The 19,157-nt window shown below is 50.8% G+C and carries 19 protein-coding genes; 18 read left to right on the top strand and 1 reads right to left on the bottom strand.

Features of this window, described 5'->3' with window-relative positions:
* The first annotated feature begins 37 nt into the window (after nt 1–37).
* The 9 genes from coaBC to spoVM all read left to right on the top strand — a co-directional run bounded on the left by coaBC (nt 38) and on the right by spoVM (nt 10,597).
* Nucleotides 38–1,252, top strand: a complete 1,215-nt coding sequence (coaBC, locus tag IEX81_RS02860) for a bifunctional phosphopantothenoylcysteine decarboxylase/phosphopantothenate--cysteine ligase CoaBC (RefSeq protein ID WP_188801557.1) — start codon at nt 38–40, stop codon at nt 1,250–1,252.
* Nucleotides 1,249–3,669: a primosomal protein N' gene (gene priA, locus IEX81_RS02855; RefSeq protein ID WP_188801556.1), complete on the top strand. Its 2,421-nt coding sequence runs from the start codon at nt 1,249–1,251 to the stop codon at nt 3,667–3,669. Before coaBC ends, priA begins: the two co-directional genes overlap by 4 nt.
* A 42-nt stretch (nt 3,670–3,711) precedes the next feature.
* Complete coding sequence (fmt, locus tag IEX81_RS02850) at nt 3,712–4,656, top strand: methionyl-tRNA formyltransferase (protein WP_188801555.1); 945 nt, start codon at nt 3,712–3,714, stop codon at nt 4,654–4,656.
* A complete protein-coding gene (rsmB, locus tag IEX81_RS02845; RefSeq protein WP_188801554.1) occupies nt 4,653–6,008 on the top strand; it encodes a 16S rRNA (cytosine(967)-C(5))-methyltransferase RsmB in 1,356 nt (451 codons plus the stop codon). Before fmt ends, rsmB begins: the two co-directional genes overlap by 4 nt.
* A gap of 38 nt (nt 6,009–6,046) precedes the next feature.
* Nucleotides 6,047–6,790 (top strand): Stp1/IreP family PP2C-type Ser/Thr phosphatase, encoded by a 744-nt coding sequence (locus tag IEX81_RS02840; RefSeq protein ID WP_188801553.1) that lies wholly within the window; start codon nt 6,047–6,049, stop codon nt 6,788–6,790.
* Nucleotides 6,787–8,766, top strand: coding sequence for a Stk1 family PASTA domain-containing Ser/Thr kinase (gene pknB / locus IEX81_RS02835; RefSeq protein WP_188801552.1), 1,980 nt, complete (start codon nt 6,787–6,789; stop codon nt 8,764–8,766). Before IEX81_RS02840 ends, pknB begins: the two co-directional genes overlap by 4 nt.
* Nucleotides 8,767–8,809: 43 nt before the next feature.
* Nucleotides 8,810–9,694 (top strand): ribosome small subunit-dependent GTPase A, encoded by an 885-nt coding sequence (rsgA, locus tag IEX81_RS02830; RefSeq protein ID WP_188801551.1) that lies wholly within the window; start codon nt 8,810–8,812, stop codon nt 9,692–9,694.
* A gap of 82 nt (nt 9,695–9,776) precedes the next feature.
* Nucleotides 9,777–10,418, top strand: a complete 642-nt coding sequence (locus IEX81_RS02825) for a thiamine diphosphokinase (protein WP_188801550.1) — start codon at nt 9,777–9,779, stop codon at nt 10,416–10,418.
* Between the two features lie 98 nt (nt 10,419–10,516).
* Entirely contained in the window at nt 10,517–10,597 is an 81-nt protein-coding gene (gene spoVM / locus IEX81_RS02820) for a stage V sporulation protein SpoVM (protein ID WP_188801779.1), read from the top strand.
* Nucleotides 10,598–10,807: 210 nt separating this feature from the next.
* Here the strand turns inward: spoVM and rpmB are convergent, their stop codons facing one another.
* Nucleotides 10,808–10,996 carry a 50S ribosomal protein L28 gene (gene rpmB, locus IEX81_RS02815; RefSeq protein WP_188801549.1) on the bottom strand — a complete coding sequence of 63 codons (189 nt, stop codon included), beginning with the start codon at nt 10,994–10,996 and terminating at the stop codon, nt 10,808–10,810.
* 249 nt (nt 10,997–11,245) lie between these two features.
* Here rpmB and IEX81_RS02810 point away from each other — a divergent pair, with 249 nt between their 5' ends.
* The 9 genes from IEX81_RS02810 to rnc all read left to right on the top strand — a co-directional run bounded on the left by IEX81_RS02810 (nt 11,246) and on the right by rnc (nt 19,138).
* On the top strand, nt 11,246–11,644 hold the full coding sequence (locus IEX81_RS02810; RefSeq protein ID WP_188801548.1) for an Asp23/Gls24 family envelope stress response protein: 399 nt from the start codon (nt 11,246–11,248) through the stop codon (nt 11,642–11,644).
* 15 nt (nt 11,645–11,659) lie between these two features.
* Nucleotides 11,660–12,322, top strand: a complete 663-nt coding sequence (gene sdaAB, locus IEX81_RS02805; protein ID WP_188801547.1) for an L-serine ammonia-lyase, iron-sulfur-dependent subunit beta — start codon at nt 11,660–11,662, stop codon at nt 12,320–12,322.
* A gap of 39 nt (nt 12,323–12,361) precedes the next feature.
* Nucleotides 12,362–13,264, top strand: coding sequence for an L-serine ammonia-lyase, iron-sulfur-dependent, subunit alpha (gene sdaAA / locus IEX81_RS02800; RefSeq protein WP_188801546.1), 903 nt, complete (start codon nt 12,362–12,364; stop codon nt 13,262–13,264).
* A complete protein-coding gene (recG, locus tag IEX81_RS02795; protein ID WP_188801545.1) occupies nt 13,261–15,309 on the top strand; it encodes an ATP-dependent DNA helicase RecG in 2,049 nt (682 codons plus the stop codon). Before sdaAA ends, recG begins: the two co-directional genes overlap by 4 nt.
* Nucleotides 15,310–15,518: 209 nt before the next feature.
* Nucleotides 15,519–16,094, top strand: a complete 576-nt coding sequence (gene fapR, locus IEX81_RS02790; RefSeq protein WP_188801544.1) for a transcription factor FapR — start codon at nt 15,519–15,521, stop codon at nt 16,092–16,094.
* 135 nt (nt 16,095–16,229) lie between these two features.
* Nucleotides 16,230–17,174, top strand: a complete 945-nt coding sequence (gene fabD / locus IEX81_RS02785; RefSeq protein WP_188801543.1) for an ACP S-malonyltransferase — start codon at nt 16,230–16,232, stop codon at nt 17,172–17,174.
* A 3-nt stretch (nt 17,175–17,177) separates the two neighbouring features.
* Nucleotides 17,178–17,924, top strand: coding sequence for a 3-oxoacyl-[acyl-carrier-protein] reductase (gene fabG / locus IEX81_RS02780; RefSeq protein ID WP_188801542.1), 747 nt, complete (start codon nt 17,178–17,180; stop codon nt 17,922–17,924).
* 121 nt (nt 17,925–18,045) lie between these two features.
* The gene (acpP, locus tag IEX81_RS02775) at nt 18,046–18,288 is read left to right on the top strand and encodes an acyl carrier protein (RefSeq protein WP_188801541.1); all 243 of its coding nucleotides are present in this window, start codon (nt 18,046–18,048) and stop codon (nt 18,286–18,288) included.
* A gap of 121 nt (nt 18,289–18,409) precedes the next feature.
* The gene (rnc, locus tag IEX81_RS02770; RefSeq protein WP_188801540.1) at nt 18,410–19,138 is read left to right on the top strand and encodes a ribonuclease III; all 729 of its coding nucleotides are present in this window, start codon (nt 18,410–18,412) and stop codon (nt 19,136–19,138) included.
* The last annotated feature ends 19 nt before the right edge of the window (nt 19,139–19,157 follow it).

Raw genomic sequence — 19,157 nt, 5'->3', positions numbered from 1 at the left:
TGAAAATCTTAACTTTGCGAGGAAAGGGGAGGATAAAATGACGCTTTCCGGGAAAAAAATTGTGCTCGGTATCACAGGCGGTATAGCCGCTTATAAAGCAGCCGAACTGGCGAGCCTGCTCGTGAAATCGGGAGCGATAGTCGATGTGGTGATGACTGAATCTGCCAAACGTTTTATTGGTGAGGCGACTTTTCAGGCGCTGACACGCCGGCCGGTTTATGAAAATGTGTTTGTGGAAAAAAAGGAGGGGCAGATTGCTCATATCGATCTTGCTGATACGGCGGATCTGGTGATTGTCGCCCCGGCAACGGCAAACATGATTGGAAAACTGGCCGCAGGTCTGGCAGACGACATGCTTTCGACAGTGATTCTGGCGTCCAGGGCGCCGGTATGGATCGCTCCGGCCATGAACGTGAACATGTACGCTCATCCCGCCGTGCAAAAAAATCTTCGGACACTTGAGGATTACGGCTATCGTTTGATCGGCCCGGATCAGGGAAGGCTGGCATGCGGCTGGACAGGGAAAGGAAGACTCGTCGAACCGGAAGTCATTTTCACGGAAATCGATGCGTATTTCGCTGACGGCATACCAGACGATTTCCCATTAAAAGGAAAAAAGATTCTGGTCACTGCGGGTCCGACACAAGAGGCGCTTGATCCCGTACGTTATTTCAGCAATCATTCGAGCGGTAAAATGGGTTACGCCATCGCCTGTGCCGCCAGCCGGACCGGCGCTGAAGTGACGCTTGTGACCGGCCCCACCCAGCTTGAAGCGCCGCAGGGCGTTTCTGTTGTTCAGGTGAATTCGGCGCGCGACATGTATGAGGCGGTGATCAAACGATTTGAAGCCGCAGATGTTGTGGTTAAAGCGGCCGCGGTGGCGGATTATCGTCCGGAAACAGTCAGCGGACAGAAAATCAAAAAAGGCGATGGCCCGCTGCTCGTGAAAATGGTCCGCAATCCCGATATTCTAACGGAGATCGGCGCCCGGAAGACCCACCAGCTGCTCGTCGGCTTTGCGGCCGAAACGGAAAATCTGGAAGAAAATGCACAGCGGAAACTGGAGAAAAAGCGTCTTGATTTACTCGTTGCCAACCGGGCGGAGGACGGATTCGGAAAAGATACGAACAAAGTCACCTTTTTCTTTGCCGGGGGACGGAGGCAGGCATTTGAACAGATGCCGAAGCGTCGGGTTGCCGAAGAAATTTGCCGGGCAATTGCCGGTCTTCTGGAAACGAGCGTTTTGCATTGATCGCCGAGGTCTACGTCGACATACCGGCAAGCCCTGTCGACAAACCGTTTGATTATCAGATTCCGGAAAAACTTTCTGATTTTGTCAGACCGGGCATGCGTGTGATCGTGCCGTTCGGCAGGACTAAACGGCTCGGTTTCGTGGCGTCACTAAAAGAAGAATCTTCCTTCGGTAAACTGAAAACTATTGAACGCGTCGTCGACAATCTGCCGGTGCTGACCGGCGAATTGCTAGATCTTGGCCGCTGGCTGGCTGACACAACGCTCTGTCCGACCGTTTCTGCCTTTCTGGCGATGCTGCCGGCCGTGATGAAGGCGGAATATCATAAAATTCTGACAGCCGAAAACACCGAACAGTTGCAGCTGCGCTTTCCGCGGCTGGCACAGCTTTTTTTATCCGGAAAGATGATCGAGTGGGACGTGATCGAGAAAAAGCATCCTGAACGGTTAAAAGAGGTCAACGAGGCGCTTGATGAAAACATCATTTCATTAAACAGGTTTGTCGGAAATCAGGCAAATGCCAGGAAGGTTCTCGCTGTTTCGGCGGCTGTTCCGCGGGAACGGCTGATTAAGGCTGCCGAAGGACTTGACGCGCGTTCAATACGACAAAAAGAGGTATTGTCTTTTTTTATTGAAAGTGATCAACAGCTTCAATTACCGGTGAGCGAACTGATCAAAAAATACCATTTTAGCAGAGAGACCTTGGGACGGTTAGTGAAAAAAAGTTTGCTGAAACAGGAATTCATCGAGCAGTTTCGCGATCCTTATGTTCACAGGCCGGGACCGCCGACCCGTCCGCTGCCTTTGACAGGGGAGCAAAAACAGGCACTGACCCCGATTCTTAATTCCATCGAAAAGAGTGAGAATCGCGTGTTCCTTTGCCATGGGGTAACAGGCAGCGGGAAGACTGAAATTTATCTCCAGGCCATACAGAAAGTGATCGCGCTCGGGAAACAGGCGATCGTGCTTGTTCCTGAAATTTCGCTGACTCCGCAGATGGTGGATCGTTTCAAGGGTCGGTTCGGAGCTGAGGTTGCCGTGATGCACAGCGGTCTGAGCCGGGGCGAGAAATACGATGAGTGGCGCAAAATCCGGGAAGGGCTTGTCAAAGTCGCTGTCGGGGCACGCTCCGCCATATTTGCCCCTTTCGAACGGCTGGGCCTGATCATTATTGATGAAGAACACGAAACAAGCTACAAACAGGACGACAGCCCCCGATATCATGCCCGAGACGTTGCCATTTATCGAGCGCACCGCCATGGCTGTCCCGTGGTGCTCGGCAGCGCTACCCCGTCGCTGGAGTCTTACGCCAGAGCCCAGAAAAAAGTTTATACGCTGCTTTCGCTGAAGGACCGTTTCAACCACCATCCGATGCCGCCTGTTGAAATTGTGGACCTTCGCGAAGAAATGAGAGAGGGCAATCATTCGATGTTTTCACGGGTCCTTTTTAATAAAATCCGGGATCGACTGAAAAAGGGGGAACAGATCGTTCTATTCCTGAATCGGCGCGGGTATTCGACATTTGTGATGTGCCGGTCGTGCGGAACCGTAATCAAATGCCCGCACTGTGATATTTCACTAACCTACCATCACGCCGGCCGCCTGCTCAAGTGCCATTACTGCGGCTATGAGGAACGTGCACCCGAAACCTGTCCGGCATGCGGCAGCGATTCCATGCGCTATTTTGGAACGGGGACGCAGAAAGTGGAGACCGAGCTGAACCGTCTGCTTCCCGAAGCGCGCGTGATCAGGATGGACGTGGACACGACGAGGCAGAAAGGGGGTCATGAAAAACTACTGCGTCAGTTCGGCGAGCAGAAGGCGGATATTTTGCTCGGGACCCAGATGATTGCCAAGGGACTCGATTTTCCAAAAGTGACACTGGTCGGTGTTCTGGCCGCAGATTCGATGCTTCATCTTCCTGATTTTCGGGCGTCCGAAAAAACCTTTCAGCTTCTGACGCAGGTTTCCGGCAGAGCGGGGAGGCATGATCTTCCGGGTGAAGTGGTTATTCAAAGCTACACGCCGGATCATTATGCCATCGTCGATGCGGCGCATCACGACTATGCGCGTTTTTATCACGAGGAAATGCAGATCCGGCATCGTCTCGGATACCCCCCGTTCTACTTTCTCGCGCTTATTAATCTGACACATTCGGAACCGGCAAGGGCCGCAGACGCGGCAGAGCGTATCGTCTCGATGCTGAAGAACAATCTGTCCCGATCAGCCCGGATATACGGTCCCGTTGTTCCCGCGATTGCCAGGATAAAAGATAGATATCGCTATCAGTGCATGGTAAAATACAAAAGAGAACCTGCTCTTTTCCCGGTGCTGAGGAAAATCTCGCTGCATTTTCAGAACACGGGGAAAGACGGTCTGCAACTGTCGATCGATCTGAATCCCGTTGTTTTGATGTAGCGCAGACAGAACAGGCGGGATGAAAATAAAGAGGATGATTGGATGAAAGTAATTTTTATGGGAACGCCTGATTTTGCCGTTCCTGTTTTACAAAAACTGCTTGATGACAAGAATTATGAAATTCGCTGCGTCGTGACCCAGCCGGATCGTCCGAAGGGGAGAAAACACACGCCGACACCTTCTCCGGTCAAAATTTTAGCGGAAAAATACCGGATACCGGTACTTCAGCCGGAAAAGGTACGCGATCCGGAGGCGGTGCGTGAAATCCTTTCCTACAGTCCGGATTTACTGATTACGGCCGCTTACGGCCAGATCCTGCCGCAGTCCCTGCTTGAAGGACCGCCGCTCGGCAGCATAAACGTGCATGCGTCCATTCTCCCCGAGTACCGGGGTGCAGCACCGATTCAGCAGGCGGTTATCGATGGAAAAAAGGAATCCGGGGTCACCATTATGTACATGGTGAAGAAACTGGACGCAGGAGATATCCTGACCCAGGTCCGGGTACCCATCGACGACAACGACACGTTCGGTATCCTCCACGATAAATTAAGTGCTGCCGGAAGCGACCTGTTGATGAAAACACTGCCTGCCCTGGCGTCGGGGCGTCTGACGCCGTCGGTACAAGATGAAACGAAAGCGACTTTTGCTCCGAGCATCAGGCATGAGGACGAGGCGATAGACTGGAACAAACCGGCGGAAGCCGTGCGCAATCTGATTCGCGGACTTAACCCTTATCCCGGCGCTTTTACCTTGCTCGGCGGAAAAACCTTTAAAGTCTATTCCGCACATCTCGCGGATCATGAAACCGCCGCAGCACCGGGAACGGTCATCGGAAAAGCGGAGGACGGCTTTTTTGTTGCCGCCGGATTGGGAAGTGTCCTCAAGGTGACCGAGTGTCAGCCCGCCGGGAAAAAACGCATGAGCGCTGCCGATTTTCTACACGGAAAGGGACTTGAAATCGGAACACTGCTGGGGGAAGAGGCATGAAGCGCTCATCGGTGCGGGAGACGGCCCTTGATTTGCTGCTCTCCATCACAAAAAATCATGCCTACAGCCAGCTGGCGCTGAATGATACCCTGTCGGAAAGCAGCCTGTCCGCACGGGATAGAGCCCTTGTGACGACCATTGTCTACGGTGTGCTGCAGCGCAGGCTGACTTTGGATTATGTTCTCTCTGCTTTCGCCGGAAGTGAACGCAGACTGGATGAGTGGGTCAGGCTGCTTTTGCAGCTCTCTTTTTATCAGAAACTCTATCTTGACCGTATTCCGGATCACGCGATCGTCAACGAAGCCGTGTCCATTGCCAATCATCGGGGGCACCGCGGTATAGCGGGATTCGTCAATGGCGTGCTGAGGCAGTTCCTGCGGAAGGGTGCTCCCGATCTTTCAGCCATTCTTCCTGAAGGCAGACGCCTGTCCATTCAGTACAGTACTCCTGAATGGTTACTGGACATGTGGAAGGAGCAGTGGGACATAGAAACGTCGCTCAAAATTGCCGAAGCGGGCAATCTGGCCCCCCACACATTTATCCGCGCGAATCGGCTGAAAATTTCAAGGCAGGCGCTTGCGCAAAGGCTTGCAAAGGAGGGGGTCCGCACATCGCCCGGCGAGCTCTCTCACGAATGTCTGAGGGTTGAAGAAGGCCAGCCGGCAGCGACCGAAGCTTATAAAGAGGGACTGCTGACGATTCAGGATGAAAGTTCCATGCTTGTCGCCGACGCCCTTGCTCCTGCGCCGGGGATGGCTGTTCTTGATGCGTGCGCGGCACCGGGTGGAAAAACCGCCCATCTCGCTGAACGGATGGAGAACTCGGGAAAGATTGTCGCCCTCGATCTTCATGAGCAAAGAACGAAACTCATTGACGCTGCGGCGGCGCGACTTGGAATTTCCATAATAGAAACGAGAGCGATGGATGCCAGAAATGCCCTCGGAATCTATGGTAAGGCGTCCTTCGACCGTGTGCTTCTGGATGCTCCGTGTTCCGGTCTCGGCGTGATCCGCCGCAAACCGGAAATAAAGTGGGAGAAGACATTTGCAGACACTGAGAGACTCGCATCGATCCAGCAGTCGATTCTTGAAGCTGCCGCACCTTTGGTCAGACCCGGCGGATGGCTGGTTTACAGCACGTGCACCATTAATCGTGCGGAAAACGACGATCTGCTGAACCGTTTCTTGTCGGAACATGATGACTTTTACTGGGAACCTGTTTTTTTCTCCCGGTTTCCGGCAGTCATTCAGAACTGCCGTTTAGCACCGCATACATCGATGGTTCAGCTGCTGCCGTTTCAGTTCGGAACGGATGGATTTTTTATCGGATGCCTGAAGAAAAAGAAAAAATGACGGGTCATAATGTTGCGGCATGGGGAGCGTGATACACGGTGAAGGCTGTATACAGCACGGATCGCGGGAAAATCAGAAATCACAACGAAGACAGCGTCGGTGTTTTTTACGGCGACGGGCAGATTCTGGGCGTTGTCGCGGACGGTATGGGCGGACATGCGGCAGGGGATGTCGCAAGCCGGATGGCCATCGAGGTGATCGAGGCAAAGTGGGAGAAAATTTCGGGCCCGTTGAACGAAAACGAGGCAGTGGAGTGGCTGAATCGGCTTGTCCGCTCGATTAATGTGCATCTGTACGATTACGCGGCGGAACACGAGGCGTGCAGGGGAATGGGGACAACCATAGCCGCCGCCTTTTGCCGGGAAGATTTCGTCGCGGTATCCGCAGTCGGCGACAGCCGCATTTACATATGGAAACAAGGGGAGCCGATCCGGCAGGTTACCGAGGATCATACATTGGTTAATGAGCTCGTCAAATCCGGCCAGATTTCTAAAGAAGACGCCGAAATCCATCCTAAAAAACATATACTGATGCGTGCGCTCGGAACCGAACCGGCGATTGAACTGGACACGTCGACACTAAAATGGTCGGAAGGATCCTTGATCATGATTTGTTCGGACGGACTGACGAACAAACTTTCAGATGAAACAATCAGTCAGATCATAGGAAGAAAATGTTCACTGCAAGAGAAAACAGAGGCAATGATCGTAGCGGCAAACGATGCCGGCGGAGAAGATAATATATCGATGATCATTGTCTCCCGTGATGGTGAAGAAGCATGATTGGAAGAAGAGTTGGGGGAAGATACCAGATCCTGTCGCGGCTCGGTGAGGGCGGCATGGCAATCGTATATAAGGCAAAAGATCTGATTCTTAATCGATTTGTCGCGGTAAAAATTCTGCGGCCGGAACTCGCAGGAGATGAGGAATTCGTAAGACGCTTTCATCGTGAGGCCGAATCGGTTGCCAGCCTGTCGCATCCGAACATTGTGGCCATTTACGATATCGGGGAAGAACAGGACTGCTATTACATTGTCATGGAGTATGTGCATGCCATGACGTTGAAAGAATTTATCAAAGATTATTCGCCGATATCGATCAGCGAATCCGTCCATATCATGAAACAGATCGCCAGGGCCATTGCGCACGCCCATGCGCGGGGCATCGTGCACCGCGACATCAAGCCTCATAATATCCTGATTGATGAAGAGGAACATGTTAAAGTCACCGATTTCGGCATTGCGCTTGCGGTCAGTGACTCGACGATTACGTATACGCATTCCATTATCGGCTCCGCTCACTACCTTTCCCCAGAACAGGCACGCGGCGGGAAAGCGACCGTCAAGTCGGATATTTACGCACTGGGCATCGTGATGTTTGAGCTGCTTACCGGAAAGCTTCCTTTCCCGGGGGGTTCCCCTGTTTCGGTGGCACTCAAACATCTCAGTGAACCGATGCCCCTGCCCAGAGATTTTCGGCCCGAAATTCCGCAGAGCCTGGAAAATGTGATCATCAGGGCTCTGGCGAAGCGCCCTCAGGACCGTTTCGCGAGCATGGCCGATCTTTATGAAGATCTGGAAACTTCGCTTAATCCCGATCGTGCCGGGGAAGAGCGGCTGGTTCTGGCAAGGGATTCGGCGGATGATCCCGATGATGAGAAAACAATCAAAATGGCGCCGGTCACGACCGTTCAATCGGAGGATGCGATAGCCGCCGGAGAACCTTCCGCGCCATCAAGCCCTGAAAATAACAATAAAAAGAAAAAAAGCAAAACGAAAAAATGGCTGACTATTTTCGGCATCCTGCTGCTTTTGATTACTGTCGGTCTGGTTATAGGTCTCACTTTGCTGCCAAAACTTTTCTATGTTGAGAACGTCCGTGTTCCGGATGTAACTGGAAAGACCTATGAACAGGCCGCGCAAATGTTAACAAACAAAAATCTTAAAGTCAGCCGGACGGATCAGTCCAGCTCCACAGTGAAAAAAGGAGTGGTTTTTCTTCAGAATCCTGCGGCAGGCACGGATGTAAAAGCTAAAACCGCAGTCGGGCTCTTTGTCAGCACAGGACCAAAACCCGTACAGCTGGAAAATTACGTGGGTTATGACCGGGATTCGGTCGCCAAATCTTTACAGGGTCAGGGATATAAAAAAATTATCTGGCATCAGCAGGAATCGTCAAGCGTCCCGGATGGGCAGATCATCAGTCAGAATCCTGCGGCTGGGGCGCAGATTGTGCCTTCCGATACTGTGCTGGAACTGACATACAGTACAGGCAATCCGAATGTAACCGTTCCGGATCTCAGCGGCAAAACTCAGGACCAGGTAAACCAGCAACTGAAGTCGCTCGGACTCACGGCCATTTTTACATCCAGTGCTTATTCGGATACCGTTCAGAAAGGCAGTGTCCTCAGCCAGGATCCTGCACCTGGAATCCAGATGGCCAAAGGGTCGTCGGTCAGCGTGACTTTGTCGAAAGGGAGCCAGTCCCAGCCAAAAGAAATTGATCAGCCGATAAAAGTTGTCTATTCTAAAGGTAATGGTAATGGTAAAGGTAATGGAGGACAAAGTGCGCAGCCGGTTCACGTTCAGATTTATTATACGGATGCCAATCACAATGATTCACTTTTTACCGATGAAATGATAACAGATACGAAGACTTATACCATTCCCTTCATCCTGAATCCGGGCGGACAGGGATCCTACAGGGTTCTGCTCGATGGAGTCGAAAGAAAAACAGGAACGGTTGATTATCCGAATTAAACGAACTAGATTTCTAAGATAATCCTCATTAAGGAGTTTGAGCATGCCTGAAGGGACGATCATAAAGGCACTTAGCGGTTTTTACTATATTGCAGATGGGAATCGGCAGATCCGCTGCCGGGCGAGAGGCGTTTTCAGAAAACGCAACGTTATGCCTCTTGTTGGCGACCACGTCACCTATGAGGCAACGAAAGCAACCGAAGGGTATATTCTTTCGGTCGGCGAACGAAGAAATGCCCTTAACCGTCCGCCGATCGCCAATGTGGATCAGGCGATCCTTGTCTTTTCCGTCGCCGAACCGGTTTTTGATGATCAGCTGCTCGACAGATTTCTCGTACATATGGAGGCACATCATATTCATTCTCTGATCTGTTTCACAAAGTGGGACCTGCTGGCTGCTGACGAGGATGAGGCGATGCGCCGGGTGATGGCGCGCTACGTCAGAATTGGTTATTCCGTAATCAGGACTTCAAGCCTGAAAAATCTTGGATTAACGGATCTGCGTAAGAACTTGGAAGGAATGATCAGCGTAATAACCGGCCAGTCCGGTGTTGGAAAGTCGTCACTTCTTAACGAACTGGATCATTCGCTGAGTATTGATACTCAGGAGATCTCGCAATCGCTCGGACGCGGAAAGCATACCACAAGGCATGTCGAACTTCTTCCGATTGCAGCGGAGGGATTTGTTGCGGACACGCCCGGTTTCAGTTCTCTTGAGATTCCGGAACTTTCTCTCAATGATCTGGAATACTGTTTTCCGGAATTTTCGGCGTTCCGGACATCATGCCGATTTAGAGGGTGCACTCACCTTGCGGAGCCTGGGTGTGCGGTGAAAAAAGCTGTAGATGATCACTTAATCGATCTGCACCGTTATGCTCACTATCAGGCTTTTTTTCAGGAACTCAGTAGGAGAAAACCCCGCTATTGATTGGGATTTGCCGGCTCCCCATGGTCCGGAAAGCCGAACGCGGCTCAATTATGAGTACAAAAAAACGGAGGGATAAATAAAGATGCGCATCGCAATTGTTGCGGGAGGTCCGGAAACACTGATTCCGGACCTCGGTTCTGACATTTTCATGGGCTGCCGATGGGTTGGGGCCGATCACGGAACATATATTTTATTGAAAAATCATTTGTCTCCCGTCCGCGCTTTCGGTGACTTCGATTCTTTGTCAGATGAGGAGAGGATTGAGGTATTTGGCAATGGTCTCAAACTTGACACCTATCCGCGGGAAAAAGACAAGACGGATCTGGAACTGGCCCTTGACTGGGCGCTCAGTCAGGATCCGGATGAATGTCTGATCCTCGGGGCAACCGGCGGGAGGATGGATCATGCGCTTGCCAATGTCCAGATGCTGCTTAAGGGTGTCAATAAAAAGACAAAGCTGATCCTGCTGGATCAAAAAAATTGTATCACCTTGCTCACTCCGGGCATATATCATGTAAAGAGAAATTCCCTATATCCTTATCTCTCATTCTTGTCTCTGACTGAAAAGGTTTCGGGACTGACGTTGGAAGGGGTAAAATATCCGCTGACTGATGCCGAGCTTCTTCTTGGATCGAGTCTTTGCATCAGTAATGAGGTCGAGGACGAATTTTTCACGGTCTCTTTTTCAACAGGGTTTCTGCTAATGATGCGCTGCAGTGATTGAACCGAATTTATCGTGATCATAGTTCCGGTACACGCCGCATATAGTTTAGAAGCACGCGAAAATGGCTGACGGCGCAAGAAGCAAGGGGGAGCGAATCGATGAAGTTTTATACAATTAAGCTGCCGAGATTTTTAGCAAGTATTGTGAGAGCCCTCCTCGGTTCCTTTCGCAAGGGATAAGGACCTCGCAAATACAAAAAAGGCACCCTTGCGGATCAGGGGGCCTTTTTTGCACGAATAGAACAGGGATGCGGTGATTCTTTTAAACGGATAAATAAAAAAGCGCCTGTTTGAACTGAACGCCCTAAATTGGATTTTGTTTGTCCGAATTAGGAGCTCGGTTCTGTTCAGGTGCTTTTTTATCCAAACCCTATTCTATAATGTCCGGATTCAGATACGTTCAACTTTTCCGGCTTTCAGCGCCTTTGCGGAAACGTAAACACGCTTCGGCTTGCCGTCTACAAGAATGCGCACTTTTTGCAGATTTGCTTTAAATGTTCTTTTTGATTTATTTTCAGCAAATGAGCGATTCTGGCCAAACGTTGTCGTCTTTCCGGTTACAAAACAGCGACGTCCCATTAAAACAACCTCCTTGCCATACTATAATAAAGCAATAGTTTAATCTTAGCATGTGATGCCTTTGCTTGCAATAGGGAAGAAAATCCTGGCCAGGGCAGCAGCCGAATGGATTGTGCTTTCAAATTCAGGCGGGCTAGTGTAAAATAGCCATATTGATTAATACCTTGATTCGGTTCAGCGCCTTTGCTACGATCGCTCACCGGCCAGCGCATCACCAGTTGAAGACGACGATAGAAGGAGGAAACTGTGATGTCAATCTCGATAAATAATACTTATGGGCAAATCGACATATCAACCGACGTCATCGCAAAAATTGTCGGCGGTGCGGCACTTGATTGTTACGGAATTGTCGGTATGGCCTCTAAAAACCAGCTTAAGGATGGATTCGCGGAACTTTTGAAGAAAGATAATTTCAGCCGCGGGGTAATTATTCATTTCGATGAAGAACAAAACCTGATGATCGACATGTACATCATCGTTAGTTATGGTACACAAATATCGGAAGTCGCCGTAAATGTTCAGAACAAGGTGAAGGACACATTGAACGCGACTCTGGGTATTGACGCGGCGGCAATTAACATATTTGTCCAGGGTGTCAGACTGACGAGTAATGAATTGCCAGCTGAAGACGGAACGTTAGAAGCTTAAGGAGGGAGTTCGGTCGTGAAATATCGCAGCGTTTTTGACATCATCGGTCCTGTCATGATCGGGCCTTCCAGTTCCCACACGGCTGGTGCGGCGCGAATCGGACGCATTGCGAGAAAACTGTTCAACGACTGTCCGGATCGGGTTGAAGTAACCCTTTACGGTTCGTTCGCCCAAACCTACAGGGGACACGGCACCGATGTGGCACTCGCCGCCGGTTTGCTTGGCTTTGATGCAAGTGATCCCAGACTGCCCGATGCGCTGACCATTGCCGCAGGACAGAGGATGGCCGTTTCATTCAATGCGGACACAGAGACGCAGGTCGAACACCCGAATATGGCGCGGCTTCATCTGACAAAGGGAGATAATGTGCTTGATCTTGTCGGCGCGTCGATCGGCGGCGGGAAAATCGAAATCACGGAAGTGGACGGGTTCTCCATTTCTTTGTCGGGAAGCAACCCCGCACTGCTTGTTCTGCACCGAGACAAATATGGCGCGGTGGCAGAAGTGGCCGGACTGATCGCGAAATATGAAATGAACATCTCATACATGGAAGTCGCACGGCACGAAAAAGGCCATGTTGCCATGATGGTCATTCAGACCGATGAAGAGATCGGCGAGGGGCTGGCTACAGAGATTTCAGCGCTCCCCAACATGCTGAATGTTGCCGTTTTATCTTGAGCATGGAGAGATTGAGAAAGGCAGGAGGAAATGTTCTTTATGTTCAGAACTGTAGAAGAACTGGTGGGACTTGCACAAGATCGGAATCTGCCTGTCTCCGAAGTGATGATTCAGACTGAAATAGAAACCACCGGGAAAAGCTATGCAGATATCTTTTCCAGAATGGCGGATAATCTTGATGTTATGGAAAAAGCAGTGCAGAGAGGCATTCATGAAGAGATCCGCTCTCATTCAGGACTGACCGGCGGCGATGCCCGACTCCTTCAGAAGTATTTGTCGTCCGGCCGGTCTCTTTCCGGAGATGTCCTGCTCGATGCCGTAAGCAAAGCCATGGCGACTAATGAAGTCAATGCGGCGATGGGAACAATCTGCGCCACACCAACCGCGGGGTCGGCAGGTGTCGTGCCAGGCACCCTGTTCGGGCTGGTCCGTAAGCTGCAGCCTTCACAGGAACAGATGGTGCGCTACCTTTTCACCGCCGGCGCGTTCGGCTTCGTCATCGCCAACAACGCATCCATATCCGGAGCGGCCGGCGGCTGTCAGGCGGAAGTCGGGTCGGCGACAGGGATGGCAGCGGCGGCAGCGGTGGAGCTGGCCGGGGGAACGCCCTCTCAGTCCGCTCACGCCATGGCGATTGCACTTGGAAATATGCTCGGGCTGATCTGTGATCCTGTGGCGGGGCTGGTCGAAGTCCCGTGTGTGAAGCGCAATGCGATCGGCGCATCCACCGCTATTGTCGCCGCCGATATGGCGCTGGCCGGAATCCAAAGCAAGATTCCGTGCGACGAAGTCATCGACGCCATGCATCAGGTGGGCAGGATGATGCCGGCAGCGTTCAGGGAGACCGCTCAGGGCGGGCTGGCGAATACACCGACGGGGAAAAAGTTGAAGGATAAGATATTTGGCCAGGCAGCACGTTCGTCGGTGCTGGATAACCGATGACGGTTTCAAGTAACCGGCAGCTTGTCTGCGATCTGCAGGGCGTCGGCAAGACATCGGCGGAAGAACTGAGACAGCTTGGTATTGAGACTTTGGAAGATTTATTCAGCTACTATCCTTATCGCTATGATAATTATGAGATCAGGGATCTGGCGGACGTCCGCACCGATGAGCATGCAACGATTGTCGGCAAGGTGCACAGTGAACCTGTTCTTACTTATTATGCGAAAAAAAGATCGAGACTTGCCATCCGTGTTCTTTCCGGCCGTTATTTAATTACGGTTATTGCCTTTAACAGGCCATACTTAAAAAAGAAGCTTAAGCTTGGAGACAAGGTTACGGTCACGGGAAAATGGGAGAGAAACCGTGCCGTTTTAACCGCTTCGGAATTTCATGTCGGCCTGCCGGAACGCGAAGAGCGTATCGCTCCGGTTTACCCGGTTAAAGGCGGCCTGACAGTCAAGCGCCTGAGAGCGATTGTCAGACAGGCTTTCCGGCAATTTCCGGATTGCCTTTCTGAAAATCTTCCTTCAAAAATAATAAATGACTACAAATTGATGGGACGCAAAGAAGCCGTTTACGAAATCCATTTTCCTTCGGAGCGGAGCAGGCTGAAACAGGCCAGACGCCGCCTCGTGTATGAAGAATTTTTAACTTACGAACTTAAAATGCAGGCATACAAGCTGAAAAAACGTCAGTCTTCATACGGAATACCAATGAATATCCAAAGGGATCGTCTCCGGAGTTTTCTCGGCGGCCTTCCCTTTTCTTTGACCCGAGCGCAAAAACGGGTGGTTGATGAAATTCTGGACGATATGGCATCGGATGCTGCGATGAATCGGCTTCTTCAGGGAGACGTCGGTTCGGGGAAAACCATTGTTGCGGCGATCGCCCTTTATGCGGCTTGGACTGCGGGCTACCAGAGCGCACTGATGGCCCCGACGGAAATTCTTGCCGAACAGCACGCGGACAGTCTGCAAAAACTGCTTGGCCCCTTTTCTGTTAACGTAGCGCTTCTGACCGGAAGCATCCGGGGGAAACGCAGGAAACTGCTCCTTGATCAACTTAAGGAAGGTACGATTCATGTACTTATAGGAACGCATGCTCTGATTCAGGACGAAGTCGTTTTCAACCGGCTCGGTCTTGTGGTTACTGATGAACAGCACAGGTTCGGTGTCGGGCAGCGCAGGGAACTGCGTGTCAAAGGAACAGATCCGGATGTTCTTTACATGACGGCAACGCCGATACCGCGCACGCTGGCGATTTCCGTGTTCGGCGATATGGATGTTTCGACAATCGACGAGATGCCTGGCGGCCGAAAAGCGATAAAAACTTACTGGGTTCGCCACGAGATGATGGAACGGGTGATTCGGTTCATGAGGAGCGAACTGACTAAGGGCAGACAAGCCTATGTTATTTGTCCGCTGATCGAGGAATCAGAGCAGCTTGATGTGCAAAACGCAATGGATGTTCATGCTCAGCTGACTCAGGCACTCCCGGGTTTCCGCGTTGGGCTGATGCACGGCAGAATGGTCTCGGAAGAAAAAGAGGCCATGATGGCAAGTTTTAAAAATAACAGGACTCATGTACTCGTATCGACAACGGTCGTGGAGGTGGGGGTGAATGTGCCTAACGCGACACTGATGGTGATTTATGATGCCGACCGGTTCGGTCTATCCCAGCTTCACCAGCTGCGCGGCCGCGTCGGCCGGGGAAACAGCCAGTCTTATTGCGTACTCGTTGCCAATGCACGCTCAGAAACCAGTATGGAAAAAATGAGAATGATGACGGAGACCTCAGATGGATTCCGACTCTCGGCATTCGACCTGAAACTGCGCGGACCCGGTGACTTTTTTGGCAAAAAGCAAAGCGGGCTGCCGGCGTTCAGACTTGCCGATATGGTTCATGATTATCGGACGCTTGCAGCGGCGAGGGATGATGCGGCCAGGTTTGTCAAAGATCCGCTTTTCTGGGAGAGTGAAGCGTTCCTTCCGCTTCGAAGGCCGCTGATTGAAGCGGGCATTCTTAATAACGACCGGCTGGATTAAGCTGAAAATGTGCTCTTTTTTCAACCGGTAATCATGATTGGAAGGTGCGGCCAGCGTATTAGTCTTTTCCGACGAGGACCTTTTTTTCTCAGATCGAAAACGGGGCCGGAAATGCAGTTCATGAGCTACACGGAAAGCGGCTTATATGATATACTTACTATTATTACCTAGTCTTAAAAAGGATGTTCAAAAGCGGCGGTGTCAGAGCAATGAGAAAAAGTAAAATGGACCGGCAAATGTTGTTGAAACAGACCATTGCTGAAAATCCGTTTGTCACCGATGATGAGCTCGCGCACAGGTTCTCGGTAAGCGTTCAGACCATCAGGCTGGATCGGCTGGAACTTTCGATACCGGAATTGAGAGAACGGATAAAACATGTGGCCAAGCGGCAGTTCGATGATGTCAAGGCTCTTCATGAGGATGAAGTTATCGGAGAAATTCTGGATCTGCAGCTTGACACCAGTGCTATTTCCCTTCTTGAAATTAATCGGGATCTAGTTTTTTCACGCACAGGGATTGCCAGAGGTCATCATCTGTTCGCTCAGGCCAACTCACTTGCCGTTGCCGTGATTGATGATGATCTGGCGCTCACTTCCAAAGCATCGATTCATTTTATCCGGCCGGTCAGGGCGGGTGAACGTGTCGTTGCCAAGGCCAAAGTAACGCGGGTGGAAAGGGTGCGCACGATCGTAGAAGTAAACAGTTATGCAGGACAGGATCACGTCTTTAAAGGCATTTTTACAATGTACCGCTCTCATGGCGGAAGGGAGAAGACTCAGCAGTAAAGCCGTCCCCTTTCAGCGGCCGGCGGAAATCGGTGATCCTGCTTTTTTGCGCGCCGTCCTTATACCTCTTCGGCATGACTGAAATAACGATTTGATAAACAACGTGTGAGGTAGGACTCAGGAGGTTTAATGAATATGGGTAAATTGGCATTTGTATTTCCGGGGCAAGGTTCGCAAAGTGTCGGCATGGGCGCGGATCTGATCGAAACGGTACCGGAAGCAATAGAAATTTTTAAGGCTGCCGACAAGCGTCTCGGCATTTCCTTAACCGATCTGATTCTAAACGGACCGGAAGAAAAATTGAAACTGACGGAAAACACGCAGCCCGCCATTCTGACAGTCAGTGCAGCACTGTATACGCTGCTTTCCAAAGAAGGGATCAGAGCCGACTATTCGGCGGGTCACAGCCTCGGCGAGTACAGCGCGCTCTATGCTTCTGGGGTGCTCGGATTTGAAGACGCGGTTTACGCGGTCCGGGAAAGAGGGCTGCTTATGGAGGCTGCAGTTCCCGCGGGCAGGGGAACGATGGCCGCCGTCCTTGGCCTTGACGAGAACATTCTAAATCAAGTGTGCGAACAGGCGTCGGCGGGAGGAGAATCCGTGCAGCTGGCCAACCTGAATTCCCCGGGACAAATCGTAATTTCAGGTACCGTTAAAGGTGTGGAAGAGGCGTCGCGGCTTGCCGCAGAGGCCGGCGCCCGACGCGTCGTTCCGCTCTCGGTCAGCGGACCGTTTCACTCCGAACTGATGAAACCGGCTGCGGAGAAAATGCGTAAAGTACTTGACGGACTTCCTCTTGAAAATGCGAAAATCCCGATCATTGCCAACAGCACGGCGCAAACGGAAACGACGGCCGACGAAATCCGTGTCCACCTGATTGAACAGCTTTACTCGCCGGTACGCTGGATCGAATCCGTTGAAAGGCTTAAAACGCTGGGAGTCGATACTTACGTAGAGGTTGGGCCGGGAAAAGTGCTTTCCGGTCTGATTAAAAAAATTCACCGCGGCGCGACCATTCTTCAAGTCAGTGATCTGAAGACTTTGGAAGAAGCGGCCGAGAAACTCAGAGGGAGAGAATAAAACTTGATACTCAAAGAGAAAGTTGCGCTGGTCACCGGCGCTTCGAGAGGAATAGGAAAAGCGATCGCCCTTGAACTGGCGCGCGAAGGAGCATCGGTCATTGTCAATTACTCCGGCAATAAGAGCCGGGCCGAAGAGACGGCTTCAGCGATCGAAGCGCTTGGTGCGGAAGCTTTGCCATACCAGTGCGACGTATCTAACGAAGCAGATGTTCAGGAAATGGTCAAGACCGCCGTTAAAAAATTCGGACATCTGGACATTGTTGTCAACAATGCCGGTATCACGCGGGACGGATTACTAATGAGAATGAAAGAAGCGGATTGGGATGCTGTTCTCAATACGAACTTGAAAGGTGTGTTTCTCGTCACCAAGGCGGCGCTTCGTCCAATGATACGGCAGAAACAAGGCAAAATTATCAATATTGCTTCTGTCGTTGGTATTTTAGGGAATGCAAGCCAGGCTAACTATGCTGCGGCAAAAGCCGGCGTTATTGGACTGACGAAAGCCTCGGCACGTGAAATGGCGTCCAAGGGGATCACCGTGAACGCCGTTGCTCCGGGTTTTATCGTTACAGACATGACCGACGAACTTCCGGAAGAAGTGAAGGAGAAAATGCAGAACGATATTCCATTAGGGAGGCCGGGAACACCGGAAGATGTTGCGAAGGTTGTCAGATTTCTGGCGTCGGAAGACAGCGGCTATATGACCGGGCAGATTTTAAATGTTGACGGCGGTATGGCGATGCAATAAAATGGTTTAGGTATGCTTTTTGAGAGCAAGGCGACTTTTATGCAGGTGGCAAAAGATTGTTTTGACTCAACGTTATTTTCCTGTTATTTTTAAATATGTGCCCTTGAGGGGAGGTGAAGACATGGCAGAAGATGATGTGCTGGAACGTGTGAAAAAAATCGTTGTCGACAGGCTTGGCGTGGATGAAGCGGATGTAAAGCCTGAAGCTTCTTTCAAAGAAGATCTCGATGCCGATTCTCTGGATATTGTGGAACTTGTCATGGAACTTGAAGATGAATTCAATTTGGAAATTTCCGATGAAGACGCGGAAAAAATTCAAACAGTTGGCGATGTCATTACTTACATACAGAGCCACAAATCTTGACATGATAACAACGAAGTCCCGTTTTTATAAAAACCTTATGAATACGGGACTTTTTTCTTTCATCACTTATGTGGCTGATGACTGAATGATCAGGTTCTGGGGCGTTTGGAGGTGACGGCTGATGTCCGGTTCAAAAAAGGTAAAGGAATACGAAAAAGAAACCAATGACAGGCTCCATCAGTTTTTAGAGGAATTTTCGATTACTTTCAAGAATGAAACTTTGCTGAAACAGGCTTTTACACATTCATCTTATGTGAATGAGCATCGCCGCGAACTGAAGGAGGACTACGAGCGTCTTGAGTTTTTGGGTGACGCCGTGCTTGAACTGATGATTTCACAGTATCTGTTCAAACACTTCCCGGATCTCTCGGAGGGCGATATGACCAAACTTCGTGCCGCGATTGTTTGCGAAACGGGGCTTGTACAGTTTGCATCCTCCCTCTCTTTTGAGGACAAAATTTTTCTTGGCCGCGGTGAGGAAGCTACAGGGGGACGAAAACGGCCGGCTCTGCTTGCGGATGTTTTCGAAGCGTTTATCGGCGCACTGTATCTTGATCAGGGCCTGAATACGGTCAATCGGTTTTTGAAATTGGTTGTTTATCCGAGAATCAGCGATGGTACTTTTTCCCATGTGATGGATTTTAAAAGCCAGCTTCAGGAGACAATTCAGCGAAAAAATCTTGGAGAACTCGATTACGATGTGGTTATGGAAAAGGGACCCACACATCAGCGCGAATTTTTGTCAAAAGTCCTTCTGAACGGTGAAGTGATCGGCAGCGGCAGAGGACATTCAAAAAAGGACTCGGAGCAGAGTGCGGCGCGCGAGGCACTTAAAAGCATCGACGGGTAACAAAAACAGCCGGGAACTC

Source organism: Sporolactobacillus putidus (assembly GCF_014647035.1).
Classification (GTDB): Bacteria; Bacillota; Bacilli; order Bacillales; family Sporolactobacillaceae; genus Sporolactobacillus; species Sporolactobacillus putidus.
This window is presented reverse-complemented; position numbering and strand designations above follow the sequence as displayed.

Bases quoted from the DNA above. Each gene is read 5' to 3' on its own strand.
- coaBC (WP_188801557.1), top strand. From the start codon at position 38: ATGACGCTTTCCGGGAAAAAAATTGTGCTCGGTATCACAGGCGGTATA.
- fmt (WP_188801555.1), top strand. From the start codon at position 3,712: ATGAAAGTAATTTTTATGGGAACGCCTGATTTTGCCGTTCCTGTTTTA.
- rsmB (WP_188801554.1), top strand. From the start codon at position 4,653: ATGAAGCGCTCATCGGTGCGGGAGACGGCCCTTGATTTGCTGCTCTCC.
- pknB (WP_188801552.1), top strand. From the start codon at position 6,787: ATGATTGGAAGAAGAGTTGGGGGAAGATACCAGATCCTGTCGCGGCTC.
- rsgA (WP_188801551.1), top strand. From the start codon at position 8,810: ATGCCTGAAGGGACGATCATAAAGGCACTTAGCGGTTTTTACTATATT.
- IEX81_RS02825 (WP_188801550.1), top strand. From the start codon at position 9,777: ATGCGCATCGCAATTGTTGCGGGAGGTCCGGAAACACTGATTCCGGAC.
- spoVM (WP_188801779.1), top strand. From the start codon at position 10,517: ATGAAGTTTTATACAATTAAGCTGCCGAGATTTTTAGCAAGTATTGTG.
- rpmB (WP_188801549.1), bottom strand. From the start codon at position 10,996: ATGGGACGTCGCTGTTTTGTAACCGGAAAGACGACAACGTTTGGCCAG.
- IEX81_RS02810 (WP_188801548.1), top strand. From the start codon at position 11,246: ATGTCAATCTCGATAAATAATACTTATGGGCAAATCGACATATCAACC.
- sdaAA (WP_188801546.1), top strand. From the start codon at position 12,362: ATGTTCAGAACTGTAGAAGAACTGGTGGGACTTGCACAAGATCGGAAT.
- recG (WP_188801545.1), top strand. From the start codon at position 13,261: ATGACGGTTTCAAGTAACCGGCAGCTTGTCTGCGATCTGCAGGGCGTC.
- fapR (WP_188801544.1), top strand. From the start codon at position 15,519: ATGAGAAAAAGTAAAATGGACCGGCAAATGTTGTTGAAACAGACCATT.
- fabD (WP_188801543.1), top strand. From the start codon at position 16,230: ATGGGTAAATTGGCATTTGTATTTCCGGGGCAAGGTTCGCAAAGTGTC.
- acpP (WP_188801541.1), top strand. From the start codon at position 18,046: ATGGCAGAAGATGATGTGCTGGAACGTGTGAAAAAAATCGTTGTCGAC.
- rnc (WP_188801540.1), top strand. From the start codon at position 18,410: ATGTCCGGTTCAAAAAAGGTAAAGGAATACGAAAAAGAAACCAATGAC.